The sequence below is a fragment of the Lentzea albidocapillata subsp. violacea genome (assembly GCF_900100275.1).
Classification (GTDB): domain Bacteria; phylum Actinomycetota; class Actinomycetes; order Mycobacteriales; family Pseudonocardiaceae; genus Lentzea; species Lentzea violacea.
Genome location: NZ_FNET01000001.1, coordinates 431,456 through 456,619 on the forward strand (window position 1 = coordinate 431,456; position 25,164 = coordinate 456,619).

General features: G+C 67.5%; 22 protein-coding genes. 7 read left to right on the top strand and 15 right to left on the bottom strand.

Annotated elements, in window-relative coordinates; genetic code table 11:
- Positions 1-438 precede the first annotated feature (438 nt).
- From BLR21_RS41525 to BLR21_RS42205, 3 genes are all read left to right on the top strand, one after another.
- Positions 439-1,635, top strand: coding sequence for a NucA/NucB deoxyribonuclease domain-containing protein (locus tag BLR21_RS41525; protein WP_176929404.1), 1,197 nt, complete (start codon positions 439-441; stop codon positions 1,633-1,635).
- A 103-nt stretch (positions 1,636-1,738) separates the two neighbouring features.
- Entirely contained in the window at positions 1,739-2,350 is a 612-nt protein-coding gene (locus BLR21_RS41530; RefSeq protein ID WP_143027574.1) for a hypothetical protein, read from the top strand.
- Positions 2,351-3,102: 752 nt separating this feature from the next.
- Positions 3,103-3,261 carry a hypothetical protein gene (locus BLR21_RS42205; RefSeq protein ID WP_176929405.1) on the top strand — a complete coding sequence of 53 codons (159 nt, stop codon included), beginning with the start codon at positions 3,103-3,105 and terminating at the stop codon, positions 3,259-3,261.
- A gap of 213 nt (positions 3,262-3,474) precedes the next feature.
- Here BLR21_RS42205 and BLR21_RS41535 read toward each other — a convergent pair whose 3' ends face one another.
- The 4 genes from BLR21_RS41535 to BLR21_RS01715 are packed head-to-tail and all read right to left on the bottom strand — an operon-like array spanning position 3,475 to position 5,900.
- Positions 3,475-3,741, bottom strand: coding sequence for a DUF3040 domain-containing protein (locus tag BLR21_RS41535; RefSeq protein WP_143027575.1), 267 nt, complete (start codon positions 3,739-3,741; stop codon positions 3,475-3,477).
- Positions 3,690-4,922, bottom strand: a complete 1,233-nt coding sequence (locus tag BLR21_RS01705) for an MAB_1171c family putative transporter (protein WP_143027576.1) — start codon at positions 4,920-4,922, stop codon at positions 3,690-3,692. Before BLR21_RS01705 ends, BLR21_RS41535 begins: the two co-directional genes overlap by 52 nt.
- Positions 4,922-5,473 (bottom strand): hypothetical protein, encoded by a 552-nt coding sequence (locus tag BLR21_RS01710; protein WP_176929406.1) that lies wholly within the window; start codon positions 5,471-5,473, stop codon positions 4,922-4,924. The genes BLR21_RS01705 and BLR21_RS01710 overlap by 1 nt, the downstream gene beginning before the upstream one ends.
- Complete coding sequence (locus BLR21_RS01715; RefSeq protein WP_143027577.1) at positions 5,418-5,900, bottom strand: helix-turn-helix domain-containing protein; 483 nt, start codon at positions 5,898-5,900, stop codon at positions 5,418-5,420. Before BLR21_RS01715 ends, BLR21_RS01710 begins: the two co-directional genes overlap by 56 nt.
- Before the next feature lie 241 nt (positions 5,901-6,141).
- Here BLR21_RS01715 and BLR21_RS01720 point away from each other — a divergent pair, with 241 nt between their 5' ends.
- The 4 genes from BLR21_RS01720 (at position 6,142) to BLR21_RS01735 (ending at position 13,073) form a co-directional block, all read left to right on the top strand.
- Positions 6,142-9,021 carry an alpha-L-rhamnosidase-related protein gene (locus BLR21_RS01720; protein WP_090003851.1) on the top strand — a complete coding sequence of 960 codons (2,880 nt, stop codon included), beginning with the start codon at positions 6,142-6,144 and terminating at the stop codon, positions 9,019-9,021.
- A gap of 112 nt (positions 9,022-9,133) precedes the next feature.
- On the top strand, positions 9,134-10,675 hold the full coding sequence (locus tag BLR21_RS01725; RefSeq protein ID WP_143027578.1) for a DUF8189 domain-containing protein: 1,542 nt from the start codon (positions 9,134-9,136) through the stop codon (positions 10,673-10,675).
- Positions 10,676-10,706: 31 nt separating this feature from the next.
- A complete protein-coding gene (locus BLR21_RS01730) occupies positions 10,707-12,185 on the top strand; it encodes a DUF8189 domain-containing protein (RefSeq protein WP_090003853.1) in 1,479 nt (492 codons plus the stop codon).
- A gap of 207 nt (positions 12,186-12,392) precedes the next feature.
- Positions 12,393-13,073: a hypothetical protein gene (locus tag BLR21_RS01735; protein ID WP_143027579.1), complete on the top strand. Its 681-nt coding sequence runs from the start codon at positions 12,393-12,395 to the stop codon at positions 13,071-13,073.
- Positions 13,074-13,083: 10 nt separating this feature from the next.
- Here BLR21_RS01735 and BLR21_RS44590 read toward each other — a convergent pair whose 3' ends face one another.
- From BLR21_RS44590 to BLR21_RS01785, 11 genes are all read right to left on the bottom strand, one after another.
- Entirely contained in the window at positions 13,084-13,263 is a 180-nt protein-coding gene (locus tag BLR21_RS44590; RefSeq protein ID WP_420843850.1) for a DUF488 family protein, read from the bottom strand.
- Positions 13,257-13,547: a DUF488 domain-containing protein gene (locus tag BLR21_RS43440; protein ID WP_256334378.1), complete on the bottom strand. Its 291-nt coding sequence runs from the start codon at positions 13,545-13,547 to the stop codon at positions 13,257-13,259. The genes BLR21_RS44590 and BLR21_RS43440 overlap by 7 nt, the downstream gene beginning before the upstream one ends.
- Positions 13,548-14,013: 466 nt before the next feature.
- Positions 14,014-14,232: a hypothetical protein gene (locus BLR21_RS01745; RefSeq protein ID WP_090003855.1), complete on the bottom strand. Its 219-nt coding sequence runs from the start codon at positions 14,230-14,232 to the stop codon at positions 14,014-14,016.
- A gap of 561 nt (positions 14,233-14,793) precedes the next feature.
- Positions 14,794-15,141: an IS3 family transposase gene (locus BLR21_RS44595; RefSeq protein ID WP_090003856.1), complete on the bottom strand. Its 348-nt coding sequence runs from the start codon at positions 15,139-15,141 to the stop codon at positions 14,794-14,796.
- 177 nt (positions 15,142-15,318) lie between these two features.
- Positions 15,319-16,422, bottom strand: a complete 1,104-nt coding sequence (menC, locus tag BLR21_RS01755) for an o-succinylbenzoate synthase (protein ID WP_090003857.1) — start codon at positions 16,420-16,422, stop codon at positions 15,319-15,321.
- The gene (locus tag BLR21_RS01760) at positions 16,419-17,276 is read right to left on the bottom strand and encodes a GNAT family N-acetyltransferase (protein WP_090003858.1); all 858 of its coding nucleotides are present in this window, start codon (positions 17,274-17,276) and stop codon (positions 16,419-16,421) included. The genes menC and BLR21_RS01760 overlap by 4 nt, the downstream gene beginning before the upstream one ends.
- The gene (locus tag BLR21_RS01765) at positions 17,273-18,337 is read right to left on the bottom strand and encodes a M20 family metallopeptidase (RefSeq protein ID WP_090003859.1); all 1,065 of its coding nucleotides are present in this window, start codon (positions 18,335-18,337) and stop codon (positions 17,273-17,275) included. The genes BLR21_RS01760 and BLR21_RS01765 overlap by 4 nt, the downstream gene beginning before the upstream one ends.
- Positions 18,337-21,558, bottom strand: a complete 3,222-nt coding sequence (locus tag BLR21_RS01770) for a serine hydrolase (RefSeq protein WP_256334380.1) — start codon at positions 21,556-21,558, stop codon at positions 18,337-18,339. The genes BLR21_RS01765 and BLR21_RS01770 overlap by 1 nt, the downstream gene beginning before the upstream one ends.
- Positions 21,555-22,586: a dipeptidase gene (locus BLR21_RS01775; protein WP_090003860.1), complete on the bottom strand. Its 1,032-nt coding sequence runs from the start codon at positions 22,584-22,586 to the stop codon at positions 21,555-21,557. The genes BLR21_RS01770 and BLR21_RS01775 overlap by 4 nt, the downstream gene beginning before the upstream one ends.
- Complete coding sequence (locus BLR21_RS01780) at positions 22,583-23,290, bottom strand: ABC transporter ATP-binding protein (protein ID WP_090003861.1); 708 nt, start codon at positions 23,288-23,290, stop codon at positions 22,583-22,585. Before BLR21_RS01780 ends, BLR21_RS01775 begins: the two co-directional genes overlap by 4 nt.
- On the bottom strand, positions 23,287-25,113 hold the full coding sequence (locus BLR21_RS01785) for a dipeptide/oligopeptide/nickel ABC transporter permease/ATP-binding protein (protein ID WP_090004440.1): 1,827 nt from the start codon (positions 25,111-25,113) through the stop codon (positions 23,287-23,289). The genes BLR21_RS01780 and BLR21_RS01785 overlap by 4 nt, the downstream gene beginning before the upstream one ends.
- Between the last annotated feature and the right edge of the window lie 51 nt (positions 25,114-25,164).

The following is a 25,164-nucleotide window of genomic DNA, read 5'->3' on the forward strand; positions in this document are numbered from 1 at the left end:
GCGGCGGTGATTCCGCCGATGGACAGGCGCTGAGGTCGGTCGAGGTACGCGACGCAATGCAGCCGAAGCCGTCCCGCCAGAGTCCCAAGATCGCCTTTGTGTCTGCATTCAAGATCGAGAGATCCTGGCGTTGTCTCGTAGTCGTGACGTGGAATAGATGCGCTACGCGAACTAGAATTCAGAGATTGGCAGCTTCACTCAAATGGAGGTACAAGGTCCGCGTGTCATCCTGCCAATATCGGTCCCCGACCACGAAGTGGTCGCTGCGCGGGGGGCGCATCCTGGGGGATTCTGTGTATGCGCGGGATCGTCTTATGCTGCCATTATGTGGTGGCGAGTTCGTGCACTCCTCGTTCAGTCGAAATCGGTTTCGATTCGAGGGATTCGATGAGGTCAGTACCTCGGCAATGGCGCGCGGCCGCAGCGGTGCTCATAGCCGTGCTGTCGATCGCAACGGCCACCGCGCCCGCGAGCGGTGAAGTCTCAGCAAAGCAGCGGTCAGCCGCTGAGCTGGCGAAGATCGCGCAGGTGCCGGATCGCATGCCACTGCCGCAGAGAGATCAGATCAGAGTCAGCAACGGCGCCGACTGCGAAAAGCCGACTAAGGACGGCGCGTCCGCCTGCCTGACGGTAGTCCGCCCTGACAAGTCCACGGTGGCGGCGCCGCCCGGCGGTGAGATGTCGACGTCCGCAATCCAGCCCATGCCGCAGTTCTGTGTTGACAATCCGTTCACTGGATGGTGGGTAAACCGAACGAGCGCCTGCTCGATCTCCGGCCTGAGGCTGACCACGACGCGGACGGTCAATGGCGTCACCACTGTGACGGGCGAGGCGAACATGAACGTCTACCCGTACGCGTACAGCTCCACAACTCTTCAGACGATCGGCTATCAGATTCAGTTGTCGATGCACAACGGTTGGGGTGATGCGAGGAACGCTTCCGTGTCCGGCGGGTCGAACCTGGTCGGCGCCTGCCTGACGCGAAGCCGTCAGTTCCCGTCCCAGCCTCTTCTGCCGCTCAACAGCTTCAAGGACGGCGAGTGGTACTTCGACACCACCGCGACCGCTCCCGGAGCCATCGGGCACTGTGATCCGACCTGGGAGGTCACTTTCACCACCTCGGGATACGCGCCCGCAACCGCGAACTATCTGACCTACGCCTTCCGCTGTGACAACGCGACCGGCGGAAATCCCAATGTGGGCTGCGTGGTGCCGCAATACCCGTCAGCACTGCTCTACTTCAGCAGCTCCTACCCGGCGCTGGCGTCTCACGTGTCACGGGCGCAGGCTTCGGGACTTCCCGGCGCCACGTTCGATGCACCGTTGACGCGCAGCACCGACGCCGCAGTCGAGGCACGCAACCGCGCGCTGGCCTGTGGAGACGCTCCAAGCATCGACGGCAAGACCTGTGACGAGTATCCGTTGGCCACGTCACGGAACGGCTTGAGCGCCGGCGGAGCCCGGCGAATCTTCGACAACTGCGGATTCGCTCCGCAGCCCGGCAGCGGACCAGACGGAGCGAGCGCGTGCATGATCACCGCAAGCGAGAACAACGCTCAAGGCGGTCTCAACACGCAGTTCTACCGCAGTGAACGGGTCCTTGACGGGGATCCCTTCCGGGTGATCGTCATCTAATCGTCGGAAATCCGGCCATACTGCGGGGCTTGCGTGAGGAGATAAACTGGAGGCGCGAGCCCCGCAGTGTCGGTGCCGAATGACGAGGAACTAGGAGAACGCTGTGCACGACTACAAGATTGTTCGTGTCAGCGAGCAAGGCTTCGGGTTGTTCGACCGAGGCGAAGTTCCCATGATCCCTGGACACTTCACCAACGGACTTTTGCGCCCGCTGCCGTTCGGAGCGTTGGTGTACACCGGGGTCAGTGTCGGAACAGTTAATGTCGCGGCGAAAAGCCTTGTCGACAGACCTGATCTCGCCGAGGTTGCCAACTGGGATGATGCAGTCGAGGTCAGCGTGCGCAGCGAGTACGGTCAGCTCAATGTCGAGTCGTACGAAGACGGACCTGTTGATGGTTTGCCGCTTCTGAGTGCGCGCGGGCCAGGTTGGTACCGGATCCGTGCGCACGTACGACATCGTGACCGGTACTACGATGCGATCAACGCAGACGGAGCGGAGAACTATCTTCTGCTGAGCTGGCCGGAGGGGAACCCTTCTTCCGAAGTTGTGCTGCGTGCAACCGATATGTGTGGGAGGCAACTCCGATTGACCAGCGCATATACCCCGGAAGCCGTCTCTCAGACGCCGCCGATGGCGCGCGATGAGACGCGTGAGCGGACGCACCAAGCGCTTCTGGACGCACAGAAGCTGGCCCCTGATCCTGAGAGTCAGTGAAGCGTTCTATCGCGTGGCCGCACGTTCGCAACCGGCCCCCTGGCCCGGATGGCTCACGCACGCTCAAGCTCGACGCACCGGCTCCACGGTTGTTGTCGGGCCAAGTACACCCCAGTCCCTGCTCGCTGGTGCGCACAGCAGTGCGGCTCACTGTCGGTGCATCGTCAGCCCTGTTGATCGGGAACACTTGAGCTGCCCGCGTCGCTGTTGGTGTCGTTGTGTCCGATGAACGCACGGGTGACGGCGTAGCGGCGGCGACGAGTGCGGCGATGGTGTGGGACGCCGACGTTGTCGACATCGACCGGTCCTGAGTTGGAGGAGCGGGTTAACCGACTTCGCACGAAAGCGATCGGCGAGGGCGCGTCAAGGTGTCGCCAGGTTGAGCAGCCGCTAGCCGATGATAGCGCTGGCGCTGCTCACCCAGGACCTCAGCACTCACGCCATGCCACGAGTCAATAGCGGACTGGGACACCGAACGCCTCGTTGACACGTCTGAGACGTGGCATCTCTGGCTGGCCAAGGCGAACGTGTCGGAACGTGGTCGAGCCTGAGGAGACGTCATAACCCCACCAGAAATGTTCGGCAGCGCGCAGCAAGGAGCGGGCTGTCCACTGGTGGTGATCTTGAGTCGACAGAGGAAGATCCAGCGCTGGGAGACGAACGCCCTGTTCGTGGCGCTCGACACCAGCGTCACCTCATGCACCCCTCAATGCTGGAGATGCTGGTTCGCGGAGCTTCTTCGCTGGTCAGCCGTGGGAGCACGTTCCGGGAGCAGTGGGGACATCCGCGCGACGTACGGCGCCGGGGTGACCGTGCCACGGGTGCTGGGCTTCGTGTTGGTGCGGCTGCTGGCCGAGGGCATGCGCTATCTGGTACAGGAGCTGTGGAAGGACCTGCTGCGACGGTGGTGACCGTGCCCCGGTGACCTGGGCTGTTGCCGGGGCCTTTCGCCTGAAAGTGCGCCAGAGGCAAACCTTCGCCTGGCTGAGCTTCTTGGCGATGGTGCACGTTGCCGCGCCGCTCCTTGGTGGGAGGATGACGTAAAAGCGCCGCCTGACCTGCAGGGATCACGAGGACAGGTCGGGTGTTGATGACGTGCGGCGGCACACCTGACCTGAGCAACCTCACCGCTTGCGGCGTACGCCTTTGACGGTGACGAGCACTGGGTAGATCGCCGTGACGATTACACCGACGACGATCAGCACAACCGACGCCAGCGCGACACCTCCGACCAGCAGCGTCAAGCCGACCACGTAGGTGAGCAACAACAGGACGACGAACAGCGCTCTCTGCGACAGCCGGTGGTGATGTCGTACCCCGCTGAGATTGGCAAGATCCCTCAGTACTGCAAGGATCGCTGCGGTGCCGACCGGTGTACGGATGCCCCGCACGCCCACTCCGCTTTCGCGACGAACCGCGAGACTTCGCGCAACCAAGCCACGTTACGAGCCAGATCGGCCTCCATCGCGGGGGGCGGGTGGTTCGAGCCGGTGCCCTCGACGCGCTCGTCGCGTCTGAGTGCGGACGTCAGCATCGCCGCCTCCGCGAACGCTGCTCGCTCGTCGCCCGCGAGACCCGCGCGATCGGCGGCGTGCAGTGCGCGGTCGTATTCGGCCGGGTCACAGTAGTCGGTCAACGCGCGGCGCGCGTCCCAGATCTGCACGACCCGCAGGTGCAGGCGGAGATCCATCTCGTGCGGATGCGGCGCCCACTTGTCGTCCCACCACGGCCCGAGTCTCGTGCCTCCCAGGTCCATCGTCACGTGCGGAAACCGTGCGGTGAGAGCCGCCCACAACGAGTGCAGCTGGTGATGCGCCCGGTACCGCCGCGCCCAGAGGATCAGCGTGGTGAGGCGCGGACCCCAGCCCGGAACGGTCAGGCCGACGAGCCCCAGCGGCACGGCCACGAGGATCACCGGTCCGGTCAGGACCATTTCACCGACTCGCGGTGTGACACCGAAGCGGGCTAACAGGAGATAGGACGCCTTGATGACACTGTAGACGGCACCAGCCGTGCATCCGGCGGCGCCGACCGCCATGCCCCGCCGGATCCACGGATCGCTCGCCAGTCGGGACCACCGCGCGGACAGCAGCGCGGCGGCGACGATCAGCACCCCGAGGTAGACCACGTAGGTCACCAGGTACAGCGACGTGAACGGTGCGTCGACGTAGTGTGCCAAGAATCCAGCGGAGTAGTCGGCGGGTGTGGCCACGAACGCGAACGTCAACGCGACCAGGACCGCGGCCAGCAGCACCGCGCCATGCCGCCTGGCGAGTCGCTTCGCCACCGGCGCCGGGTGCACCGAGAACAGGAAGAACACCAGCACCAGATACAGGCTCACCATGGTGAGCAGGTGCTGCATCACGGAGATCCGCCACTTCACCGCGCTCATCGGGTACACCAGGTGAGCGTCCGCGGTCACCAGGCCCAGTCCGATCGCCAGCAGCATCACGAGCATCGCCGCACAGGCCGCGCGCAACGCCTGGTTCGCCGGATTCATCATCATTGATCTCAGCATGTATCCCAGCGACAGCGCCGCGACGAGCGTGATCGCAACGATGATCGGCGGCATCACCGGCTCCTGGCACGGGTGAGCGCCGCATGGAAGCGTTCATCGGCCTCCGCGATCTCGGGCGCACGCTCGCGGGGCGGGATCATGCTGCGCGCCGTCCCGACCCGTTGCCACATCAACGCCGCCGCGATCTCGGCCTCGGTCTCCTCGTGCTGCGAGTAGCCGTGCCGGCGCGCGAAGCGTTGCGCTGTCTTGACCACCTCCGGGTCCAGTTCGGACAGTTCGTCCGCACCGCCGAGGTCATCCAGCGTCGTGCCGCGATGTCCGAACAGGATGTGCGAGACCTCGTGCATGATGATGTGCTCTTGCTGCAACATCGGCAGCCGGTCGTCGAACACGATCACCAGGTCGTCCCGCCGTTCGACGACGAGACCGCCGGGGCCCTCCGCGGGCAGTTCCGCAGGGAACAACGCGATCGGTTTACCACGCCGGACCGCAATCTGATCGAGCAGGACGCCGATGTCGAACGGCACCGGCCACTCGAATGAGTTCAGCTCACGGTCGATCCGCTCGCGGAAGCTGCGGAGACTTGAACGGTGTGGCTCGGTCATGAGTGGCTGATTCCTGTCCTTCGGACTCGCCGAGTTCCTCGATGAGCTGGGCAACCGCCGCGAGGCTGTTCGCGGAGAGGCTGCCGAGTCGGGCGTTGACGCCCTGCACGCCGTGCTTCTCGGCCACCTCCTGCAACCGCCGCGCCGCCAGCAGCGAGTCCAGCTGCTCGTCGGCGGCGGCCGCGCTGTCCTCGTCGAGGAAGTAGCTCACCCGAACGCCGAAGAATCGCGCCAGCGCCTCCAGCGTCTCGATCTTCGGGTTGACCTCGTGACCCATGCGCAGCTTCCACACCGTGGTGCGCGACTTGCCGATGTGCTCGCCGATCACCTGGTCCGCGACGCTGTCCGGACCGTCGCGCTGGGCCTTCTTCTCGATCAGCGTGGTCAATGCTCGCGCCAGGGTGCGCCGTTCCCCTGCAGCTGGCACGGATCCCTCCCCTGGGGCGATCCGGATCATGGTGAGCCGGAACACCGTGTTCATTAAACTTTACTTGACATCGACCCGTGGGGGTCGGCTAGATTGCTCAGCGTACTCAAGGGGGAATTGAGTCAAGTCGGTGCGCTGGGGGTGCACCGTCGAACGGCAGGGCTGCCGGTCTCTCGAACGGCAGCCCTGCCGTATCCGTCGCCTTAGAACGTTTCAAGGCGAAAAAGTCCTGGGGGGACACATGAAGATCGTGCATGCCCGCCTTCGCGGCGGGCAATTTCGACGCGCCAGAAGGCTGGCATTGCTGGGGGTCGGCACGCTGTTGCTGGCCTCGATCACCACATCGGGAGCCACGGCTCTGCCCGCGGAGTCGCCGGCCGCGTCGGATCCCAACAACTTCGCACCCGCGTCCCGGACGTTGAAGCCGGTCGCGGTGCACCAGACGATCGGCACGGTTGCGGAGCCGGGCAACCTCGTCACCGGAGGGGCGGCCCGGTTGTCCGGCAACGGTTCCTACGTCGTCCTCGACTTCGGTAAGGAGGTCGGTGGCCTCGTCAGCCTGCGGTTCGCCGGTGTGAGCGGCGTCGGCAGGCAGGTCGGCCTGGCGTTCTCGGAGACGGCGGCATACGTCGGCACGAACAGCGACCGGAGCAGCCAACACCAGAGGGAGGACGGCGCGATCTACGCCTCCGTCGACGCTGCCGGCGCGTACACGATGCCCAAGGAGAAGCTGCGCGGCGGATTCCGTTACCTGACGCTGTTTCTCGCGAGTGACGGCTGGGTCGACGTCAACGACGTGACGCTGAAGTTCACGCCCGACCCCGATCGCGCGAACCTGCGCGACTACCCGAACTACTTCCGTTCCAACGACGATCTGCTCAACAAGCTGTGGTACGCCGGGGCTTACACGGTGCAGACCAACACGATCGCACCCGACACGGGCCGGACCGCGGACGCGCCGAACCCTGGCTGGAAGAATGCCGCGGTCATCGGGCCCGGCACCAGCGTGCTGACCGACGGAGCGAAGCGCGACCGCACGGTGTGGCCTGGAGATCTCGGCGTCGCACTTCCCACCGCCTACGCGTCGCTGAACGACACGAAGTCCTCGCGCAACGCATTGGAGGCGCTGTACGGGCTGCAGGGCGCCGACGGCATGCTCCCGTACGCGGGGCCGGAGATCGGCCAGCCGGGCAAGGTCGACACCTACGCCTCTGACACCTACCACCTGTGGACGCTGGTGGGCACCGGCCTCTACCACCGCTACACCGACGACACGGCGTGGGTGCGGTCGGTCTGGCCCAAATACACCAATGCGATGCACTACAGCCTGGGCAAGATCGACGGTACCGGTCTGCTGAACGTCACCAAGGTGGCCGACTGGGGGCAGGCCGCAGGTGGCGGCCGCAAGCTGTCGGCGAACGCGCTGCTGTACGGGGCGCTCACCAGCGGGGTCAAGCTGGCCGACGCGCTGGGCGACACGGCACGCGCCACCGCCTGGCGGCAGCGGGCGGCAGCGGTGAAGGCCGAGGCGAACACGAGGCTGTGGAACCCGGCCACCGGTCTGTACCGCGACACCCCCGACAGCGACCTGCACCCGCAGGGCGGCAACTCGCTGGCCGTCTGGCTCGGGCTCACCGATGGCGTCGCGAAGGACTCCTCTGTGGCCAGGACGCTCACCGGGAACTGGTCCGCGATCGGTGCGGTGACACCGGAGTATCCCGGTGTGATCGGCACGTTCACCGGCTCGCTGGAGCTCGTCGCGCAGCTCGTGGCGAACAACGACACCGCCGCGCTGGCGTTGATGCGCCGGGAGTGGGGCCACATGCTCAACTCCCCGAACGGAACCAACAGCACGTTCTGGGAGAGTTTCCACTTCGACGGTGCGCCCTACTACGGCTCGTACATGAGCGCCGCGCACGGCTGGTCGTCCGGCCCGACCAACGCGCTGACGTTCTTCGTGCTGGGGCTGAACCCCAGTGACGCCACGCGCTACGACTTCGTGCCGCACCTCGGCGACCTCACCCACGTAGAAGGCAACATCACCACGCCGAAGGGTGCGGTGAAGGGTAGCTGGGACTACACGCCGGGCACGTTCACCTCGACGCTCACCGCGCCGGCAGGCACCACGGGACGGATCGGCATTCCCACCTATGGCTCCCCGTCGGTGAAGGTCATGGTCAACGGCGCCACCGTGTGGAGTGACGGCAAGTTCCAACCCGGTGCGGGCCTCTCCGGAGGCTCGTCCGATGGCGGCTACATCTACCTCACCGGTGCCGGTGGCGGCAGCTACACCGTCACCGCGACCGGTGTGGTGCGGACCGAGAAGTTCGACATCGCAGTGCCTTCCGGACAGCTTCCGCCCGGCTACACGTTCTGCGCGTCCGAGGGCCAGACGTGCACTCCCAACGGCTCGCAGGTGGTTGCGTTCGGCGCCGGCAGCCACGAGTACAGGGTGGTCAGCGGTCCGGTCACGTGTGAGGTCGCTTCCTTCGCGAAGGATCCCACGCCCGGTGTGTTCAAGTACTGCTACCTCGCCCCGGCAGGCGGTCCGGCTGGTGCCGTCAAGTGCGCCTCCGAGAATGACGTGTGCCGAGTGGACGGCAGGCGTGCTATCGCGTACGGCACGAACGGTGCGTTCCGGTTCATGACGGTCAACGACACCGTTCCCTGCACTACCGCCGCGTTTGGCTCCGATCCGTTGCAGGGCACCACGAAATCCTGCTACGTGCTGCCGGAGGCGCCGGCGGGTGCGTGGGAGAAGTGCGCCGACGAAGGCGCCAGGTGCGCGGCCGCGGGCCTGCAGGCATTCGGCACCAAGGGTTCGTACTGGACGGCGAAGTCGGACGGCACCGCGAAGTGCGAGCTCGGCACGTTCGGCACCGATCCGCTCTACGGTGTCGTCAAGTCCTGCTTCATCTGGGCCGGCACGCCCGCCGGCTTCACGCGGGAGTGTGCCGCGGAGAACGGAACGTGCTCCTTCAGCGGCACGCAGACCGTCGCGTTCGGACGCAACGGCTCGTACGTCTACAAGACCTTCACCGGCCCGACGTCCTGCGTCGAAGGGGCGTTCGGCACCGACCCTGTCTACGGGGTCGTGAAGTCCTGCTACCTGGTCAGCTGACCGGCAGCACCGGGGTGTGGGCGGCCTGCCCGCCCGCACCCCCTTCTTCGGCCGTCTGATCACAACGCATCAACGGTCTCTTCTCAACGTAACAACGAAAGGTGTGTTCGGCATGTCCAAAAAACGTTCATCACACCGCGGCGCTGCCGTCGGACTTATTCTCGCTGCTGTAGCCGGCGGCCTGTTCACCCCGGCCGCGCACGCCGTGAACCCGCCGCACGTGCAGTGCCGAGCCGGAGGTCCGTCCGAACAGGACCGTGCGCTCGCCTCCGCTCTGGCCGGGCGAATGACCCACTACCTCAGGAACGATCTCGACGCCGAGAAGATCTCGTGCGCCAGAGCGATCTACGAGAACACGCTTGCCAAGGGCTATCCCAGCCACGCGGCGCTGATCGAGATCGACGCCGCCATCACCGAAGCACGGTTGCTCAACCAGCTCCAGGGCCACTCCAGCAGCATCGGGCTGTTCCAGATGCTCGACGACAAGGGCACCGTCGCGCAGCGAACCAACGTCCCCTTCCAGGTCAACTGGTTCCTCGACACGATGAACCGGTTCTACCCCCGCGACTCTTGGCTGAACAAGCCGATCTGGGAAGTGGCACAGGGAGTCGAACGGTCGGCGTTCCCCGATCGTTACGAGCCGAACGCCGCCGACGCGAAGACGATCCTCGAAGGGATCATGGCGCAGTCGTCGTCGGACCGGGCGTACCCGTTGTTCCACGAGACGCGCACCGGCACGAACGGTGGCTGGAGCGGGTTCAAGCCACTGCCCGGATTCGGCGGTGCGCCGCACTTCGAGGCACACAAGGTCGTGACCGCCGGGTTCGCCGACGGTTCCGCGCACTACGTTGCGACCGGCACCGACAAGTTCCTCTACCACAACATCCGCAACGCGGACGGCTCGTGGCAGGGCTGGAACCGCATGCCGGGCAACACCGGCTCCGCGCAGTTCCAGGCGAGCGGAATGACCGTCGCGGCGACTCCCAACGGGGACCTGCACGTGTTCGCCATCGGCAACGACGGCTTCCTCTACCACAACATCCGCAAGGCCGACACGACGTGGGCCGGCTGGAACCCCCTGCCCGGCAGGGGAACCGTCTTCTTCCAGGCGAAGTCCCTCAGCGCCACCGGCATGAGCGACAACTCGGTTCAGATCATCGCCAGCGGCGGGGACAAGCTGCTCCACCACAACATCCGCAAGGCGGACACGACCTGGCAGGGCTGGGGAACGTTGCCGGGCTACGCGGGCGCCGCCCACTTCCAGGCCGGTGAGGTCTCCATCTCCGGCCAGGTCAACGGTGCCGTCCAGGTAATCGCCACCGGCAACGACGGCCTGATCTACCACACCATCCGCAACAACGACGTTAGCGGCACGTGGCAGCAGTGGAACCCCGTCGCGGGACGCGCCGGCTCGCCGTTCTTCCAGGCTTCGGCACTCGCCGCCGCCGCGAACGCCAACGGCGACACCCAGATGACCGCGATCGGCATCGACGGACTCGTCTACCACAACATCCGCAAGGCCGACACGACCTGGCAGGGCTGGAACCGCATCGCCGGCTTCAACGGGGCCGGCGAGATGGCCGCCAGCACCCTCGCCCTGGCCGCACGCCCCGGATCCGACGACATCCAGCTCGTCGCGACCGGCAACAAGTAGTCCGCACAACGAGAAATCCTGGGGGAAAATCATGAACACGACCTTCGGCAGAGCGAGACGCGCCGCAGTCGGCGTGCTCGCCGGAATCGCGGCACTGGCAGGGACGCTCACCGGCGTCACTCCCGCCCTCGCCACCACCGGCGGTGACATCGCGAACATCGCCGACGACCACATCGGCAAGGGCTGTTCGGGCAACGGCTGGGAATGCCACCCCGGTGCGTGGTGCGCGGACTTCGCCGGCTGGGTCTGGCGTCAGGCAGGCATCGACGCCCGCGGCATCGACGCCAGGGCCGCGAGCTTCGTCGAGTACGGCAACAAGAACGGCACGAGGACGACGACACCGCACGTCGGTGACGCCATCGTCTACCGCTACAACGGATCGAACTGGGCAGAGCACGTCAACCTCGTCTACGAAACGCGGTCGGACGGCCAGATCCGGACGATCGGCGGCAACGAGGGCGACCGGGTCACTCTGTCCGGCTGGCACCGGCCGGAGAACTTCCAGGGGCCGATCATCATCGTGCGGCCCACTGGACTGAACGAAGCTCCTGCACGGAGGCACTTCACGCTGTTCCACGAGGTGCGAAACGGTACGGACGGCGCCTGGAGCGGGTTCAAGCCGCTGCAGGGTGCCACCGGCTCACCGACCTTCGCCGCGAGCAAGGTCGCGACCGCCGGGTTCGCCAACGGTTCCGCGCAGTACACGGCCATCGGCACGGACGACTCGCTTTACCACAACATCCGCAACGCGGACGGTTCGTGGCAGGGCTGGAACCGCGTGGCGGGCAACGCGGGCGCCGGCCAGTTCCAGGCACGCAACGTCGCCGCCGCCGCTACCCCGAACGGTGACCTGCACGTCTTCGCCATCGGCAACGACGGCCTCATGCACCACAACGTCCGCAGGGCCGACACGACGTGGGCCGGCTGGAACCCCCTGCCCGGTGCGGGAACCGTCTTCTTCCACGCCAAGTCCCTCACGGCCACCGGCATGAGCGACAACTCCGTGCAACTCGTGGCCAACGGGCCGGATGGCGTGCTGTACCACAACATCCGCAAGGCGGACACGACCTGGCAGGGCTGGAGGATGTTGCCCGGCAACGCGGGCGCGGCGAACTTCCAGGCCGGTGAGGTCACCATCGCGGGCCACGCCGACGGTACGGTCCAGCTCATCGCGACCGGCAACGACGGCCTGATCTACCACACCGTCCGCGGCAACGACGCCGCCGGCACCTGGCAGCAGTGGAACCCGGTCGCCGGACGGGCCGGGTCGCCGTTCTTCCAGGCTTATGCGCTCGCCATGGCCGGAAACACCAACGGCGACACGCAGATCACCGCCGTCGGCATCGACGGCTTGGTGTACCACAACATCCGCAAGGCCGACACGACCTGGCAGGGCTGGAACCGCATCGCCGGCTTCAACGGAGCCGGCGAGATGGCCGCCAGCACGGTGGCGATGGCCTCACGACCGGGCAGCAACGACATCCAGCTCGTCGCGACCGGCAACGCGTAGGAACCTGGAGCTCGACCTGGGTTTCTAGGTCTGTATCGAAGTCCGTGTTCGCGATAGCCGGGCCTGACGCGGCCCCTGGCGGCACGGTCGAACGACCCACATACAACACCGGTATGCGGGCCGTTCGGCCGCACCACCAGGAACCACCTCAGGCGCGACTCTCATCGAACGGGACTTCGATACAGACCCTAGTTGACGATGCGTTGCGTGGAACGAAAAACTCTGCGCAACGCATCGACCTCTCACGCGTGGGGTTGCGGCCCGGGAGGCTTGTGGAAGCTGTCCTCGAGGAAGATCATCAGGCCGCTCAAGAAGTACGACATCGTGTCGATCAAAGTGAAGCCGGCCCGCAACGGCTCTCGGGTCGAGAGCTGGAAACCGGACATGACGAGCCTGCAGATGCAGGACAATCTACCGCCGTGGAAGCGGCGGCGACCGTTCGTCGATCCGTACATCACGGAGTCCATGTGCGAAGTGTTGGGCGCGGTCAAGACGCATCCACCGGCTCGGTCGTTGGCCGCGGTTCGTCCCGTTTCAATCCAGGGCGTTGACTTCGAAGCTCATCCGGGGGTGACGACGGACGAGCAGGGGGAGATCAACCAGTATGTCGGCCAGATCGACATGTTCGGCACTGACCGCACAGCGCTGGAAGCTCCGCGTTTCCGAGGCTGGTACCGGTACAAGTGCACGACGCCCACCTGCGGCGGTCACCGTCAGGGCATCCTCGACCGGGAGTTCGTGGCACTGCAGCGCCGTCTCTGCGACCTTGACGGCGATGCGTTGAAACTCGCGTTGCGCAAAAGTTCTTCGACGAGATGTGCTCCGATGACAAAGACGTGGCGTTCTACGTTGGCAACCAGGCCAAACGCCATCATGTGTTCGGAGTGATCGGCGTGTACTACCCGAAGCGCTTGACCCGGACGAGGTCGCGCTCGAGCCGCAGGCGCACCTGGTGAAGGACGACCTCGCGATGACACCGCTGCTCGTTGGCCTCGAAGCACATGACCGCTACGCACTGCTGCTTGGCGAATTCGACGAGTTGGTCCAGCGCGATCTCTGCCGCGTCATCGGTCAGCAGTGCCGCGTAGCGATCACGGGCTTCGGTGAGCTCCTCAGATCTCCACCGAAACCTGCCCGGTTGGTCTTCGGGTTGCCCAGGCCACGCAGGTGCACGTAGTCGACACTGGCTGAGGTGACCGCGTTCGTGAGCGCAGTCTTGCTGAATCCACGCTTGCGCGAGATCGGGTTCAGGCGAACATCGACGAGGACGTCGACCCGCTGTTCGCCGAGGCGCACGAGGAACGCGTCGAGATCGACTCTTTCGTAGCCCGTACCGACGATGCCTGGTGACTTTCCGTGCATGCCCCGACCTCACTGCTGCGTGCGTCACCGGATCAGGGAGCGTTTCGACAGCCTGGCCGGTCACGTGGCCGGTGCGGTGTCGGCGGGATCGTGGCCACGCGGGCGGCTCAGCGGGCGATGGGCGCACCCTGGCGAACTGGTGTCGATCGGGCGGAGTCAACCTCGTTGGTCACGAGCGGCCTGTTCACGCGCGTGCGCAACCCGGTCCTCACCGCGATGATCGCGACCGGCGTCGGCCTCACCTTGTTGGCGCCCAACGTGATCGCGTTGGGGCGCGCTCGAAGCGGGGCTAATGGGCCGCGGAACCCGACGACCGGCGTACCTCGAATGTGTTCACACCCACCGGCTCCAAGATCATCGTTAACGCCAGGGTTTTCGTTCCGATGTTCCTCACGGGCCGGCCATACACCGTGAGTTAGGGGCTGCCTGCTCACCGCGCGGTGAGCAGGCCATGCGACCTGTGAGGCTACGAGGTCAACGGGTGGTATTCACCGGTGCGTGTGGCGAGCGCGGTGGCGATCTCTTCGAGTGTGGCGCGGACGTACGTCGTCGTGCTTCCGGCGTCGGTGTTGGTGTCGTTGTGTCCGGCGTATGCGCGGGCGACGGCGTAGCCGAAATGGCGTTCGACCCAGGTGAGCGTGGTGTAACGGATCCAATGGTGCTGACTCCCTGCTTCCCCGCCCAAGGCGAATTTCGCCGGCGCGCCTCCACAGGCTGTCGTAGCGGTGGTAGGTGATCTGGCGTCCGTCTGCGTTGCGGAGTAGCCGTCCGTTCATGGGGGCGCCGCGATGTTCATAACCCCACCAGAAGTGCTCCTCGGCGGCGCACCGCCAAGGAGCGGGCTGTCCACTGGTGGTGGTCTTGAGCCGACAGTGCAACACCCGCTGACCAGCAAGCTTTTGGCCTTGAGCTTGACAAGCGAGCAACGACTTCAGCGAGTGGATCATGACCATGCAGAGGGAGATCCAACGCTGGGAGATCCAACGCTGGGAGATCCAACGCTGGGAGCCCCGCTTGCGACGCTCGGCACCAGCGTTTACCTGATGAGCGTTTACCCTATGCACCCCTCAATGCTGGAGATGCTGGTTCGCGGAGCTTCTTCGCCGGTCAGCTTGAGGCAGCGCAAGCTCATACCTGCGAACTCAGCACGTATCCAGTTGAGTGGCCAACCGGAGGGGTCATCGGCCGTGGGAGCACGTTCCGGTGGGATTGCCCCGTTTTGACGGACAGGGTTGATGAGGTGTGATCACGCTACCTGATCGACTGGCTGGTACCGGGTCGATTCGTAGGCTGCGGGGCTGAGGTAGCCGAGGCTGGAGTGCCTGCGGCGGGTGTTGTACCAGCCCTCGATGTACTCGAAGATTGCCTTGTGTGCCTTGGTTTTCGGGGGCCAGGGCTGCCGGTCGAGCAGCTCGGTCTTGATGGTGGCGAAGAACGATTCGGCGACCACCGCGGTCTCGGTCAGGTCGAAGTCCTTCGCGACCTGACCGATCGAGCGGTCACCACGCTGGCACTGCTCGACGATTCCCGCCTTGAACTCCGGGGTGAACGCACGACGAGGACGCCGGGGCTTGTTCGAGCCCGAGGTCTTCATAAGGACATCCTTCCAGGGGCAAAACCCCTGATCTCAGATGTCCGTCAAAACGGGTCAGGCCCACGGGAGCAGTGGGGAGCAAAACCATGCGCCGAACGTGCCAGTAAGTTCCTCAACGAATTTGAACGGAGCCGCACTCACCTGCAAGAGTTGCATTTCCGCAGGTCAGTGCAGCTTTCATGCCATAGGAATCCACTCCGTCTTCACCGTGACCGCGTCCAGGGCGTCCGGCAACGGCGTCACACCCAGGCCCGGCCCGGTCGGCACGCTCAGGTGTCCGTCGTCCAGCACGAACGGCTCGGTGATGTCCATCCGGTAGTAGCGGCCAGACGCCGAGGTGTCGCCGGGCAGCGTGCAGCCGGGCAATGCCGCCAGCGCCACGTTCGCGGCCCTGCCGATGCCGGTCTCGAGCATCCCGCCGACCCAGACCGCGACGTTGTGCGCCGCGCAGACGTCGTGGATGCGCCGCGCCTCCAGGTAGCCGCCGACCCTGCTGGGCTTGATGTTGACGATCTGGCAGGCGCCAAGCTTGATCGCGTCGGCGGCCGACGACGCCGACGTGATCGACTCGTCGAGGCAGATCGGCGTTCGCACGACCTTGGCCAGCTCGGCGTGGGCGAGCAGTTCCTCCTCGGCCAGCGGCTGCTCGATCAGCAGCAGGTCGAACGGGTCGAGCTTCGCGAGGTGCCGCGCGTCGCCCAGCGTGTAGGCGGTGTTCGCGTCGACCTGCAGCAGCATGTCGTCGCCGAACCGCTCGCGCACGGCCCGCACGGGTTCGACGTCCCAGCCGGGCTCGATCTTCAGCTTGATCCGCTCGTAGCCCTCGTCGAGGTAACCGCCGACGGCGTCGAGCAGCTCCGGGATCGAGTTCATGATCCCTACCGACACCCCGCACGGCACGCGATCGCGGACCGCGCCCAGCTCACGGCCGAACGACACCCCGCGAGCACGTAGTTCGGCGTCGAGCACGGCCATCTCCAGGGCGGCCTTGGCCATCCGGTGGCCGTGGAACTTCGCCAGCCGGGGTGCGACGGAGATGCCGTCGACCGGTCCGGTCAGCGCGGGGACGAAGAACCGCCGCAGCACGTCCGCGCAGCCCTCCACGTATTCCGGCGAGTACACCGGATCGACCAGGGCACCGCACTCGCCCCAGCCCTCACCCTCGTCCGTGACGGCGCGCAGCAGCAGCAACTGCCGCACGGTCTGCGTGCCGAACGAGGTGCGGAACGGCGACTTCAGCGGCATCTCGATCCAGCGGATCTCCACCCCGGTCAGCTTCACGAACTGCTCCTTTCCACTACGTACCAGCCGGACCTGTCGAACCCGGTGACGCGGGCACCGCTCGCGAGCAGCCCGCCGAGCACCTCCCGCACGGCGTGCCGCCACTCGGTGGCCGCGGCCGGGTTCGTGACCCGCAGCGCCTCGATGTCCGGGGGCACGGCGACCAGCACGGTGGTGCCCGTGGACGTGTCTCGCACGGGCAGTCCACCGGCGGAGAGGCCCAGTGCGACCGTGCCCGTGGACGTGCCTCGCACGGGCAGTCCGCCCTCGGAGATCCCCAGGGCGACCGCACCCGTGGCGCTGACGACCCGCGGCTGACCGGCACAGGCGGCGACGACCTCGGGGGCCTCGACCCGCCAGCTGACCAGCAGCCGGTCGCTCTCACCGCCGGCGTTGATGTCGTCGTGCATGAGGCCGTAGAAGTCCGGCAGGTACTCGATCGCGTCCGCGCCGAGCTTGCCCAGGTTGAAGTAGGCGTTGCGGCGCACCAGCGGGTCGAACGTCCAGGTGACCTCGCGCAGCCCCCGTTCCAGCGCCCACGTCCGTTGGTGCAGCTTCAACGCGTAACCGACGTTGCGTCCTCGCGAGTCCGCCGCCACCCCGGCGATGTGGCTGTGCAGGGCGCCCTCGTTCGGCGGCGAGCAGAAACCGATGCACGCGCCGATCAGGTCTTCGCCGTCGAACGCGCCCGCGACGTAGCTGCCCGCCTTGGTCATCGCCCGCAGCAGCTCCGCGGTGACCGGGGGAGTGTTGCCGTTCGACCGCCAGATCGACTCGTAGAGCCGTTGGGTGGCAACGAGTTCGGTGTACTCGGTGAGCCGGCGGACGACGACGTTCTGTGCCACCAACATCATGTCAACTCCCTCACGAGGGCCGCGAGCAGCTGCGTGCGCGGAACGAGCTCCGCCACCAGCACGTGCTCGTGCTCGGCGTGCGCCCCGCCACCGACGGCACCGAGTCCGTCGAGCGTCGGAATTCCTGCACCTGCGGTGAAGTTGCCGTCGGACGCGCCCCCGACCGCGGCCTGCGTGATCCCTGGAAGGAGCCCGGACGCCAGTTCGAACAACGCGGAGGACGCGGAGAGCTCCATCGGCGGACGGTTCGGGCCGCCGTCGACCTCGACCTTCGCGCCGTCGAGCACGGGACGCAGTGCCTTCATGTCGTCGTCGACCCGGAGCTGTTCGGCGAGGTTGCGCACGCGCACGTCCACCATGAACTTCCCTTGCGCGGGAACGGTGTTCGTCGTGGTGCCGGACGAGAGCACGGTCGGCACCACGGTCGTGCCGGTCGCGTCGTCGGCCAACTGCGCGACCGCCAGAATCTGATGCGCTGCCTCGATCGTGGCGTTCACGCCGCGTTCGGGTTCGAGCCCGGCGTGCGAGGCACGGCCGTGCAGCGTCACCTCGTACATCGACGTGCCCTTGCGCTCGGTCTTCAACGCGCCGCCGTCCGCGGAGCCCTCGCAGACGAGGACGGCCGCGTGCTCCACCGCCTCGGTCTCGATCAGGCCGCGTGACGACGGCGAGCCGATCTCCTCGTCGCCGGTCACGAGAACCGTGACGCCGTCGGGAGAACCCAGCGCCGCGACGGCGTGGAAGATCATCGCGACGCCGGTCTTCATGTCGAAGCAGCCGGGCCCGCGCAGCACGCCGTCCTGCACGCTGAACGGAATCCGTGCCAGCGTCCCGATCGGCCACACCGTGTCGTGGTGGCCGAGCAGCAACACCCTGCGCGGCCCCGAACCCAGCCGCCACCGCAGATGGGTGCGGCCGTCGACCACGATCCGTTCCGGTTCCGAGCCGAGCAGTGCGGCACCCACCTCGGCGGTGACCTCCGCGCTGCGGGCCACCGCCGCCAGGTCGGTGGACGGCGACTCGCAGGACACGAGCCGCTCGATGTCGTTCAGCAGGTTCATCAGGACACCTTCGGCGTGGCGCGGACACCCATGTGCACGTACTGCTCCCCGGTGGGCAGCGAGTAGAACACCAGGGAGGACCAGCTCCTGGAGTCCGGCCACAGGTAGAGGAAACGCCCGTCGCCGGCCGGGACGAGATCCACCAGGGGCGGCTTGGGGAACATGTCGGCCATCGGACCGGTGGGCGTCAGGTCCAGCTGCAGCCCGTTCTCTCCCTCGACGATGTCGAGGATCATCGAGGCCCGCTCGTACCTGCCGAGGTAGGTGGCGTTGTCCACGGCAGGCGGTTCGGCGGCCGGCACCCGCGGCATCGGCATGTCGAGGTCCGCCAGCTCGGCGAAGATCTCCTTGTACAGCTCCAGGTACACCTCGCGGGCGGTGTCGCCGTTGGTCAGCAACGTGACCGCGAGATCGTGCTCCGGCAGGACGCGCAGGAACGCGGACTGCCCGATGGTGTTGCCGTCGTGGCCGATCAGCCGCTGCCCGTCCCAGTCGAACCGGATCCAGCCGATGCCCCACGAGTCGCCCAGCGCCTCCGGGTCGGGCACGTCGGTCTGCTTCTCGGTCATCGCGGCGGCCGACTCCTCCGACAACACCCGCGTGCCGTCCTGCGCCTCGCCGCCGTTCAGGTGCATGGCCGCGAACCTGAGCACGTCCTCGGTGCTGCCGAAGATCGTTCCGGCCGGGCCGACCGAGCGCGGCAGCATCCACACCGGCACGGTTTCGAGCTTCTCGTCCCTGGTGACGTGGCCGACGGCGGCGCGGTGCAGCAGCGCCTCCTCCGGCAGCGTGCCGGTGCGGGTGAGTCCGAGCGGGGCGAAGAGCTTCTCCCGCATCGCGACGTCCCACGTCTTGCCGGTGAGCTTCTCGATCACCCGCCCGGCGAGGACGAAACCGGCGTTGCTGTAGGAGAACGTCGCGCCGAGCGGGTGGTTCTGGGCGGCTTCGGCGAGCAGTTCGGTGTAGCGCTCCAGGCAGTCGTCGCCGCGGCCGGTGTCGGTGAAGTTGTCACCGTCGATGCCGCTGGTGTGGGTGAGCAGGTGCCGCATGGTCACCTTCTGCTCGACCACCGGGTCGGAGAGCTTCAGCTCGGGCAGCACGTCGACGATCGGCGCGTCGAGGTCGAGCAGGCCTTCGTCGACGAGCCGCATCACGACCGTCGTCGTGAACACCTTGCCCATCGAGCCGATCTGGAAGATCGTGTCGTCGGTGACCTCGACCCCGGTCGACAGGTTCAGCACGCCGTGGTGCGCGAGGACCGTCTCGCCCTGGTAGAGAATGCCGAGCGCGGCACCGGGCAGGTCGTGCTTCTTCGCGAGCGCGGAAAGCCTGCGCTGCCAGTGCTTCTGGTCGAGCGGCTTGCGGTCCTCCGCGTGCTCGCGCACCCAGTCGACGACGCGGCGGTTGAAGTCCTCGCGGTGCGACGGCTTGCCGCTGAGGATGAACAGGTGCGACTCGTCGGGATAGAGCACCAGTTCGGCCGGCACGCCGTTGCGGCGCAGCGCGGTGAACCACTGCTCGGCCTGGCCCGCCGGGCACCGGTCGTCGGCGGCGCCCTGGTAGACCAGGGTGGGTGTGCGGACGTCGGCCACGCGCGTCAGCGGGGAGAGTTCGGCGATGTGCCCGCCCGCGCCGCCCAGTTCCAGCTCGGTCAGGTAGTGGCCGCCGTCGGACGTGCCGCCCATGCTGGTCAGGTCGCTGACCACGCCGCCTGCCACGGCAGCGGCGAACCTGGTGTCGCGGCTGGTCAGGTAGCAGGTCATGTAGCCGCCGTAGCTGTAGCCGGTGACGGCGAGCTTCGCCGGATCAGCGAGCCCCTCGGCCACCAGCTGGTCGATCGGTTCGAGGAAGTCCTTGGCGTCGGACTTACCCCACGCGCCGAGCGCGGCCTTGTAGAAGGCCTCGCCGTAACCGTCGCTGCCGCGCGGGTTGAGGAGCAGCACCGCCCAGCCCTGCTGCGCCAGCACCTGGTGGTAGAGGTGCACCGGGTCGGCGGTGCCGTTCCACGCGTTGTGCGGGCCGCCGTGGATGTCGAGCAGCAGCGGCGACGGGCCGGTGCGTGCGGGGTCGCGGACCAGCCAGCCGTGCACGACCGTGCCGTCCGAGATCGTGAACTCGCGTTCCTCGCGGACGAACGGCGTGATCTCGTTGTGTCCGGTGTGGACGGTGACCTCGCCCGTGGTCAGGTCGACGGTGGCGACCTCGCCGAACGACGTGGGTGTGCTCAGCACGACGGCTGCGCTGTCCCCGGCGACGGAAAGCCCTGCCACGACACGGGAATCCCCGCCCAGGACCAGGCGCGGCACGTCGCCGGCTTCCAGGCCCACGGCGTAGAGCTGGGTGCAGCCTCGATCGCGCGCGCAGAACAGCACCGTGTTCCCGTGCTGGGCGGGCAGTCCGCCGGGATAGCCCGCCATGCCGGGCATGACGTTGCGGTCGAGCGACGCGGACAGGGTGCGGACCTCGCCGTCCAGCGGCAGGTGCAGGAGGTCGAGGTGCCCGGCGTCCGCGGTGGTGCGACCGGTCACGAGCAGCCCGGCCTCGGTCCACGTGACCGTCGCGGCCTGCCCCTCGGCGAGTCCGGCGACCTTCGGTTCCGAGGTGCCGTCGACGTCGACGACGTGCACCGGCACGCGGAAGGTCAGGTCGGCGTCCTCGTCGCGGGCGGCCGTGAAGGCGAGCTTCGTGCCGTCCGGTGACCACGCGGGGGCGCTCGCGTGCCAGTCGCCGCTGGTCAGCTGCCGCACCTCGCGGGTCTCCAGGTCGAGGACGTGCAGGTGGGCGCGGACGCTGCGCAGGTAGCCGGACCCGTCGGACTTGTGGTCGAGACGGCTCGTGACGATCGGCGCGGTGGCGTCCGCGATGTCGATGGGCGCCGAGAACGCCAGCTTCGTACCGTCGGCGCTCCAGACCGGGGCACCGGCACCGAGCGGCAGCGTCGTGAGCTGTTCCGGCTCGCCGTCCAGCAGCCAGACCTGGGCCGGGCCGTCCTGGGCGCGCAGGAACGCGATCCTGCCGTCCGGTGACCACGCCGGTGCCGAGTCGGCCTTACCCCTGGTGAGCTGCTTCGCCGTGCCGTTCGAGATCCGCCAGAGCGCGCGTTCGTCGCGGTCGTTCTCGCGGTCGGTGGTGCGCAGGACGTAGACGACCTCGGACCCATCGGGCGAGATGGCGGGCTGTTCCGGCAGCGCGTGGCCGTACAGGTCCTCGATGGTGGTCACGATGCGGATCCCCTCAGTTCGGAACGGAACAGGTCGAGCACGTTCAGGCCGAGGACCCGGACGATGTCGTCCTCCGGCCAGCCCCTCTTCTGCAGTGCCTCGGTCACCAGCGGCAGTCCCGCCGGTCCCTCCAACCCTGGCAGGAACCGGTCGGTCGGGACGCCCTCGATCAACTGCGCCTCGCAGCACGGCGGTGTGACGTCCTCGAGGACCTCCTTGACGAAATCCGGGCCGAGGCCGACGTGGCGCACTCCCATGACGCCCGCGATGTGCTCGATGTGGTCGGCCAGGCGGTCGATCGTGAAGTCGGACTCGTGCAGGAACGGCGCGAAGAAGTTCACGCACACCACGCCGCCGTTGGCCGCGATGCCCCGCAGTTGCGCATCGGTGAGGTTGCGGTGGTGGTCGCGCAACGCCCGTGCCGACGAGTGCGTCGCCATCACCGGACGGGACGAGAGCTCCAGCACGTGGTCGACGCCCGCCACGCTCAGGTGGCTGACGTCGAAGATCATGCCGAGGCGTTCCATCTCGGCGTGCGCGGCGACGCCGGCCCTGGTCAGCCTGCTGCCGGTGGCGTCCTCGCCGCTGCCGTCGGCCAGCGCGGTGCGGCCGAAGTGGGCGAGGGACGCGATCCGCACGCCCAGCCGGTACAGGGTCTCCAGAAGTTCCACGTCCTCGCCGACGCCCGGCGCGCTCTCCAGCGCGAGCACGAGCGCGATCTGGTCGCCTGCCAGCGCCTGGTCGATGTCGGTGCCGTCGAGGCAGAGCCTGGTCTCCGGGCTGGCCTCGGCGATGCGGTGCGCTGCCTCGATCATCCGCAGCGTCTGCCTGAGCGCGCCTTCCGGCCGGAACAGGTCGTCGATGAACACCGGCAGCACCTGCAGGTTCACCCCGCCCTTCCGCAGTTGCGGCAGCCACCGTTCGCGGAAGTGCGGCACCCACCGCTCGACCGGGCGGTGGACGATGGCGTCCAGCAGGTCGTTGTGGGTGTCCGCGACGACACTGCGCCCGTGCAGATCGTCGATCATGAAGCCTCCAGCCTCGTGTGCCTTCTCGGCGCGGCCGCGAGCAGCTCGCGCGTGTACTCGTGCTGTGGATCTTCGAGCACCTGTCCGGCCGGACCCTCCTCCACGATCCTGCCCGCCTTCATCACCGCGATGCGGTCGCTCACGTACCGCACGACGGCGAGGTTGTGCGAGATGAACAGCATGGAGAGGCCGAGCTGTCGTTGCAGGTCGCGCACCAGGTTCAGCACGGCGCCCTGCACGGACACGTCGAGCGCGGACGTGATCTCGTCGGCGATGACGACCCTGGGGTGGCCGGCCAGCGCCCTGGCGAGCGCGACCCGTTGCCGTTGCCCGCCGGAGAGCCTCGCCGGCAGTGCCGTGGCCCGGCCGGGGTCGAGGTTCACCAGTTCGAGCAGCCGTGCGACCTCTGCCTTCTTGTCGGTGCCCCTCGGCATGGCCTCGGCGATCGAGTTGCCGATGCTCATCCGCGGGTCGAGCGACGAGTACGGGTCCTGGAAGACCATCTGGACCTTGCCGTCCGCCCTGATGTGGCCCGAGGTGGGTTTCCGGAGGCCGACCGCGGTGGCGGCGAGCGTCGACTTGCCCGACCCCGACTCGCCGACGAGGCCCATGACCTGCCCCGCCGGCACGGTGAGGCTGACGTCGTCGACGGCCGTGTGGTGGCCGAAGCGGACGGTGACGTTGGTGAAGACGAGTTCGCTCATCGCACACCTGCCAGTTCGGTCTCCGACTTCCAGCACGCGACCCGGTGGTCCTGCCGGTGGGTCGTGAGTTCGGGTTCTTCGGTGCGGCACTGGTCGTCGGCGAGCGGGCACCGCGGCGCGAACGGGCACCCGCGACCGATCTCACCGGGTTCCGGCGGCCGGCCGGGGATGACCGCGAGTGGCGCGTCCCGGTCCGTGTCGAGGTCCGGCACCGCCTTCAGCAACGCCGTCGTGTACGGGTGCCGCGCGGCCGTGAAGAGCTCGTCCGTGGGCAGTTCCTCGACGATCCGGCCCGCGTACATCACGAGCACGCGGTCGCAGGTCTGCGCCACGACGGTGATGTCGTGACTGATGAGCAGCACCGCCGCGCTGCGGTCCTGCCTGATCCTGGCGAGCAGCTTGAGCACCTCGCGCTGCACGGTGACGTCGAGCGCGGTGGTGGGTTCGTCGGCGATCACCAGCTGCGGTTCGCCCATCAGCCCCATCGCGATCATCGCCCGCTGCCGCATGCCGCCCGAGAACTCGTGCGGGTACTGCTTCGCCCGGCGCTCCGGCTCCGGGATCCGCACGGCGTCGAGCCGGTCGACGGCCTTGCGCGCCGCGGCCCCGCGGCCGAGCCCTTGGTGCACCTCGGACACCTCGGCGATCTGCCGGCCGATGCGTTTGGTGGGGTTGAACGAGGTCGTCGGGTCCTGGAACACCATCGCGAGCCGCGTGCCCAGCTCCCGGTCCGGGGTCCGGTCGAGCGGCTTTCCGTTGAACTCCAACGTGTCCGCGGTGACGGTGCCGGGGTGCTCCACGAGCCGCGACACGGCCAGCGCGGTGAGGCTCTTGCCGGAGCCGGACTCGCCGACCACGCCGATCATCTCTCCCTTGTGGACGGTGAACGACACGCCGCGCACCGGCGTGATGCCGCCGGGGAAGGACACGTGCAGGTTCCGGACGGTCAGCAACCCGGCATCGGCCGGTGCGCTGGTGGTCTTCGGCGCCAGGGTCGCGGCGCGGTGTGACCGCTGCCGGTGACCCGCCGCGGCGGCCTCGCCGAACAGGTTGAACGCCAGCCCCGCGAGCACCACGGCGACCGCCGGCCCCAGCGCGGGAGCGGGGGAGATGTAGATGCGGTTGAGGCCTTCGCCGAGCAGCCGTCCCCAGTCGTAGGAGGGTGCCTGCACGCCGATGCCGAGGAACGACAGCCCGGCGAACGCGGTCAGCGCCGACCCCGCCGCGAGGGTGGCGTTGATGACGAGCGGCTCGGCGATGTTGGGCAGGACGTGCCGGGTCAGCAGCCGGAACCGGCCCACCCCGCACACCCGCGCGGCCGCGATGAAGTCGCGTCCGCTGACCGAGGCCGTCAGCGTCTGGGTGAGGCGGGCGAACGACGGCGTGATCGCGAACGCGATGGCCAGCGCCGCGCCGATCGTCCCGGTGCCGAAGATGACGGCGAAGAACAGCGCCAGCAACAGCCCGGGGAACGCGACGGCGATGTTCACCGCGGACGTGACGATCCGCGCCGCCCACCTCGGGAGCACCGACGGCACGGAACCGAGGACCAGGCCCGTGGCGACGCCGATCACCGTCGCCAGCAACGCGAGGCCGATCGTGAGCCGGGTGGCCACGAGGACACGGAAGAAGATGTCGCGGCCGAGCTGGTCGGTGCCCAGCAGGTGGTCCGCGGACGGGCCCTGCTGGAGGGCGTCGGTGTTGATGGCGGCGGCGCGGTCGCCCCAGAGGAGCGGGGCGAAGATCGCCAGGGCGAGCAGGATGGTGAGGAGGACGGCGGAGGCGGCGCCTACGGGGGAGCGGAGGACGGTCAGGCGACGCATGCCGCCTCCCCGGACGTTGGTGGTGCGTGAGTCGGGCGGGGAACGGCGCAC

Bases quoted from the DNA above. Each gene is read 5' to 3' on its own strand.
- BLR21_RS01780 (WP_090003861.1), bottom strand. From the start codon at position 23,290: ATGAGCGAACTCGTCTTCACCAACGTCACCGTCCGCTTCGGCCACCAC.
- BLR21_RS01775 (WP_090003860.1), bottom strand. From the start codon at position 22,586: ATGATCGACGATCTGCACGGGCGCAGTGTCGTCGCGGACACCCACAAC.
- BLR21_RS44595 (WP_090003856.1), bottom strand. From the start codon at position 15,141: ATGAAGACCTCGGGCTCGAACAAGCCCCGGCGTCCTCGTCGTGCGTTC.
- BLR21_RS43440 (WP_256334378.1), bottom strand. From the start codon at position 13,547: ATGCACGGAAAGTCACCAGGCATCGTCGGTACGGGCTACGAAAGAGTC.
- BLR21_RS01725 (WP_143027578.1), top strand. From the start codon at position 9,134: ATGTCCAAAAAACGTTCATCACACCGCGGCGCTGCCGTCGGACTTATT.
- BLR21_RS01760 (WP_090003858.1), bottom strand. From the start codon at position 17,276: ATGATGTTGGTGGCACAGAACGTCGTCGTCCGCCGGCTCACCGAGTAC.
- BLR21_RS01785 (WP_090004440.1), bottom strand. From the start codon at position 25,113: ATGCGTCGCCTGACCGTCCTCCGCTCCCCCGTAGGCGCCGCCTCCGCC.
- BLR21_RS01705 (WP_143027576.1), bottom strand. From the start codon at position 4,922: ATGCCGCCGATCATCGTTGCGATCACGCTCGTCGCGGCGCTGTCGCTG.
- BLR21_RS01720 (WP_090003851.1), top strand. From the start codon at position 6,142: ATGAAGATCGTGCATGCCCGCCTTCGCGGCGGGCAATTTCGACGCGCC.
- BLR21_RS01730 (WP_090003853.1), top strand. From the start codon at position 10,707: ATGAACACGACCTTCGGCAGAGCGAGACGCGCCGCAGTCGGCGTGCTC.
- BLR21_RS01710 (WP_176929406.1), bottom strand. From the start codon at position 5,473: ATGACCGAGCCACACCGTTCAAGTCTCCGCAGCTTCCGCGAGCGGATC.
- BLR21_RS01765 (WP_090003859.1), bottom strand. From the start codon at position 18,337: ATGAACCTGCTGAACGACATCGAGCGGCTCGTGTCCTGCGAGTCGCCG.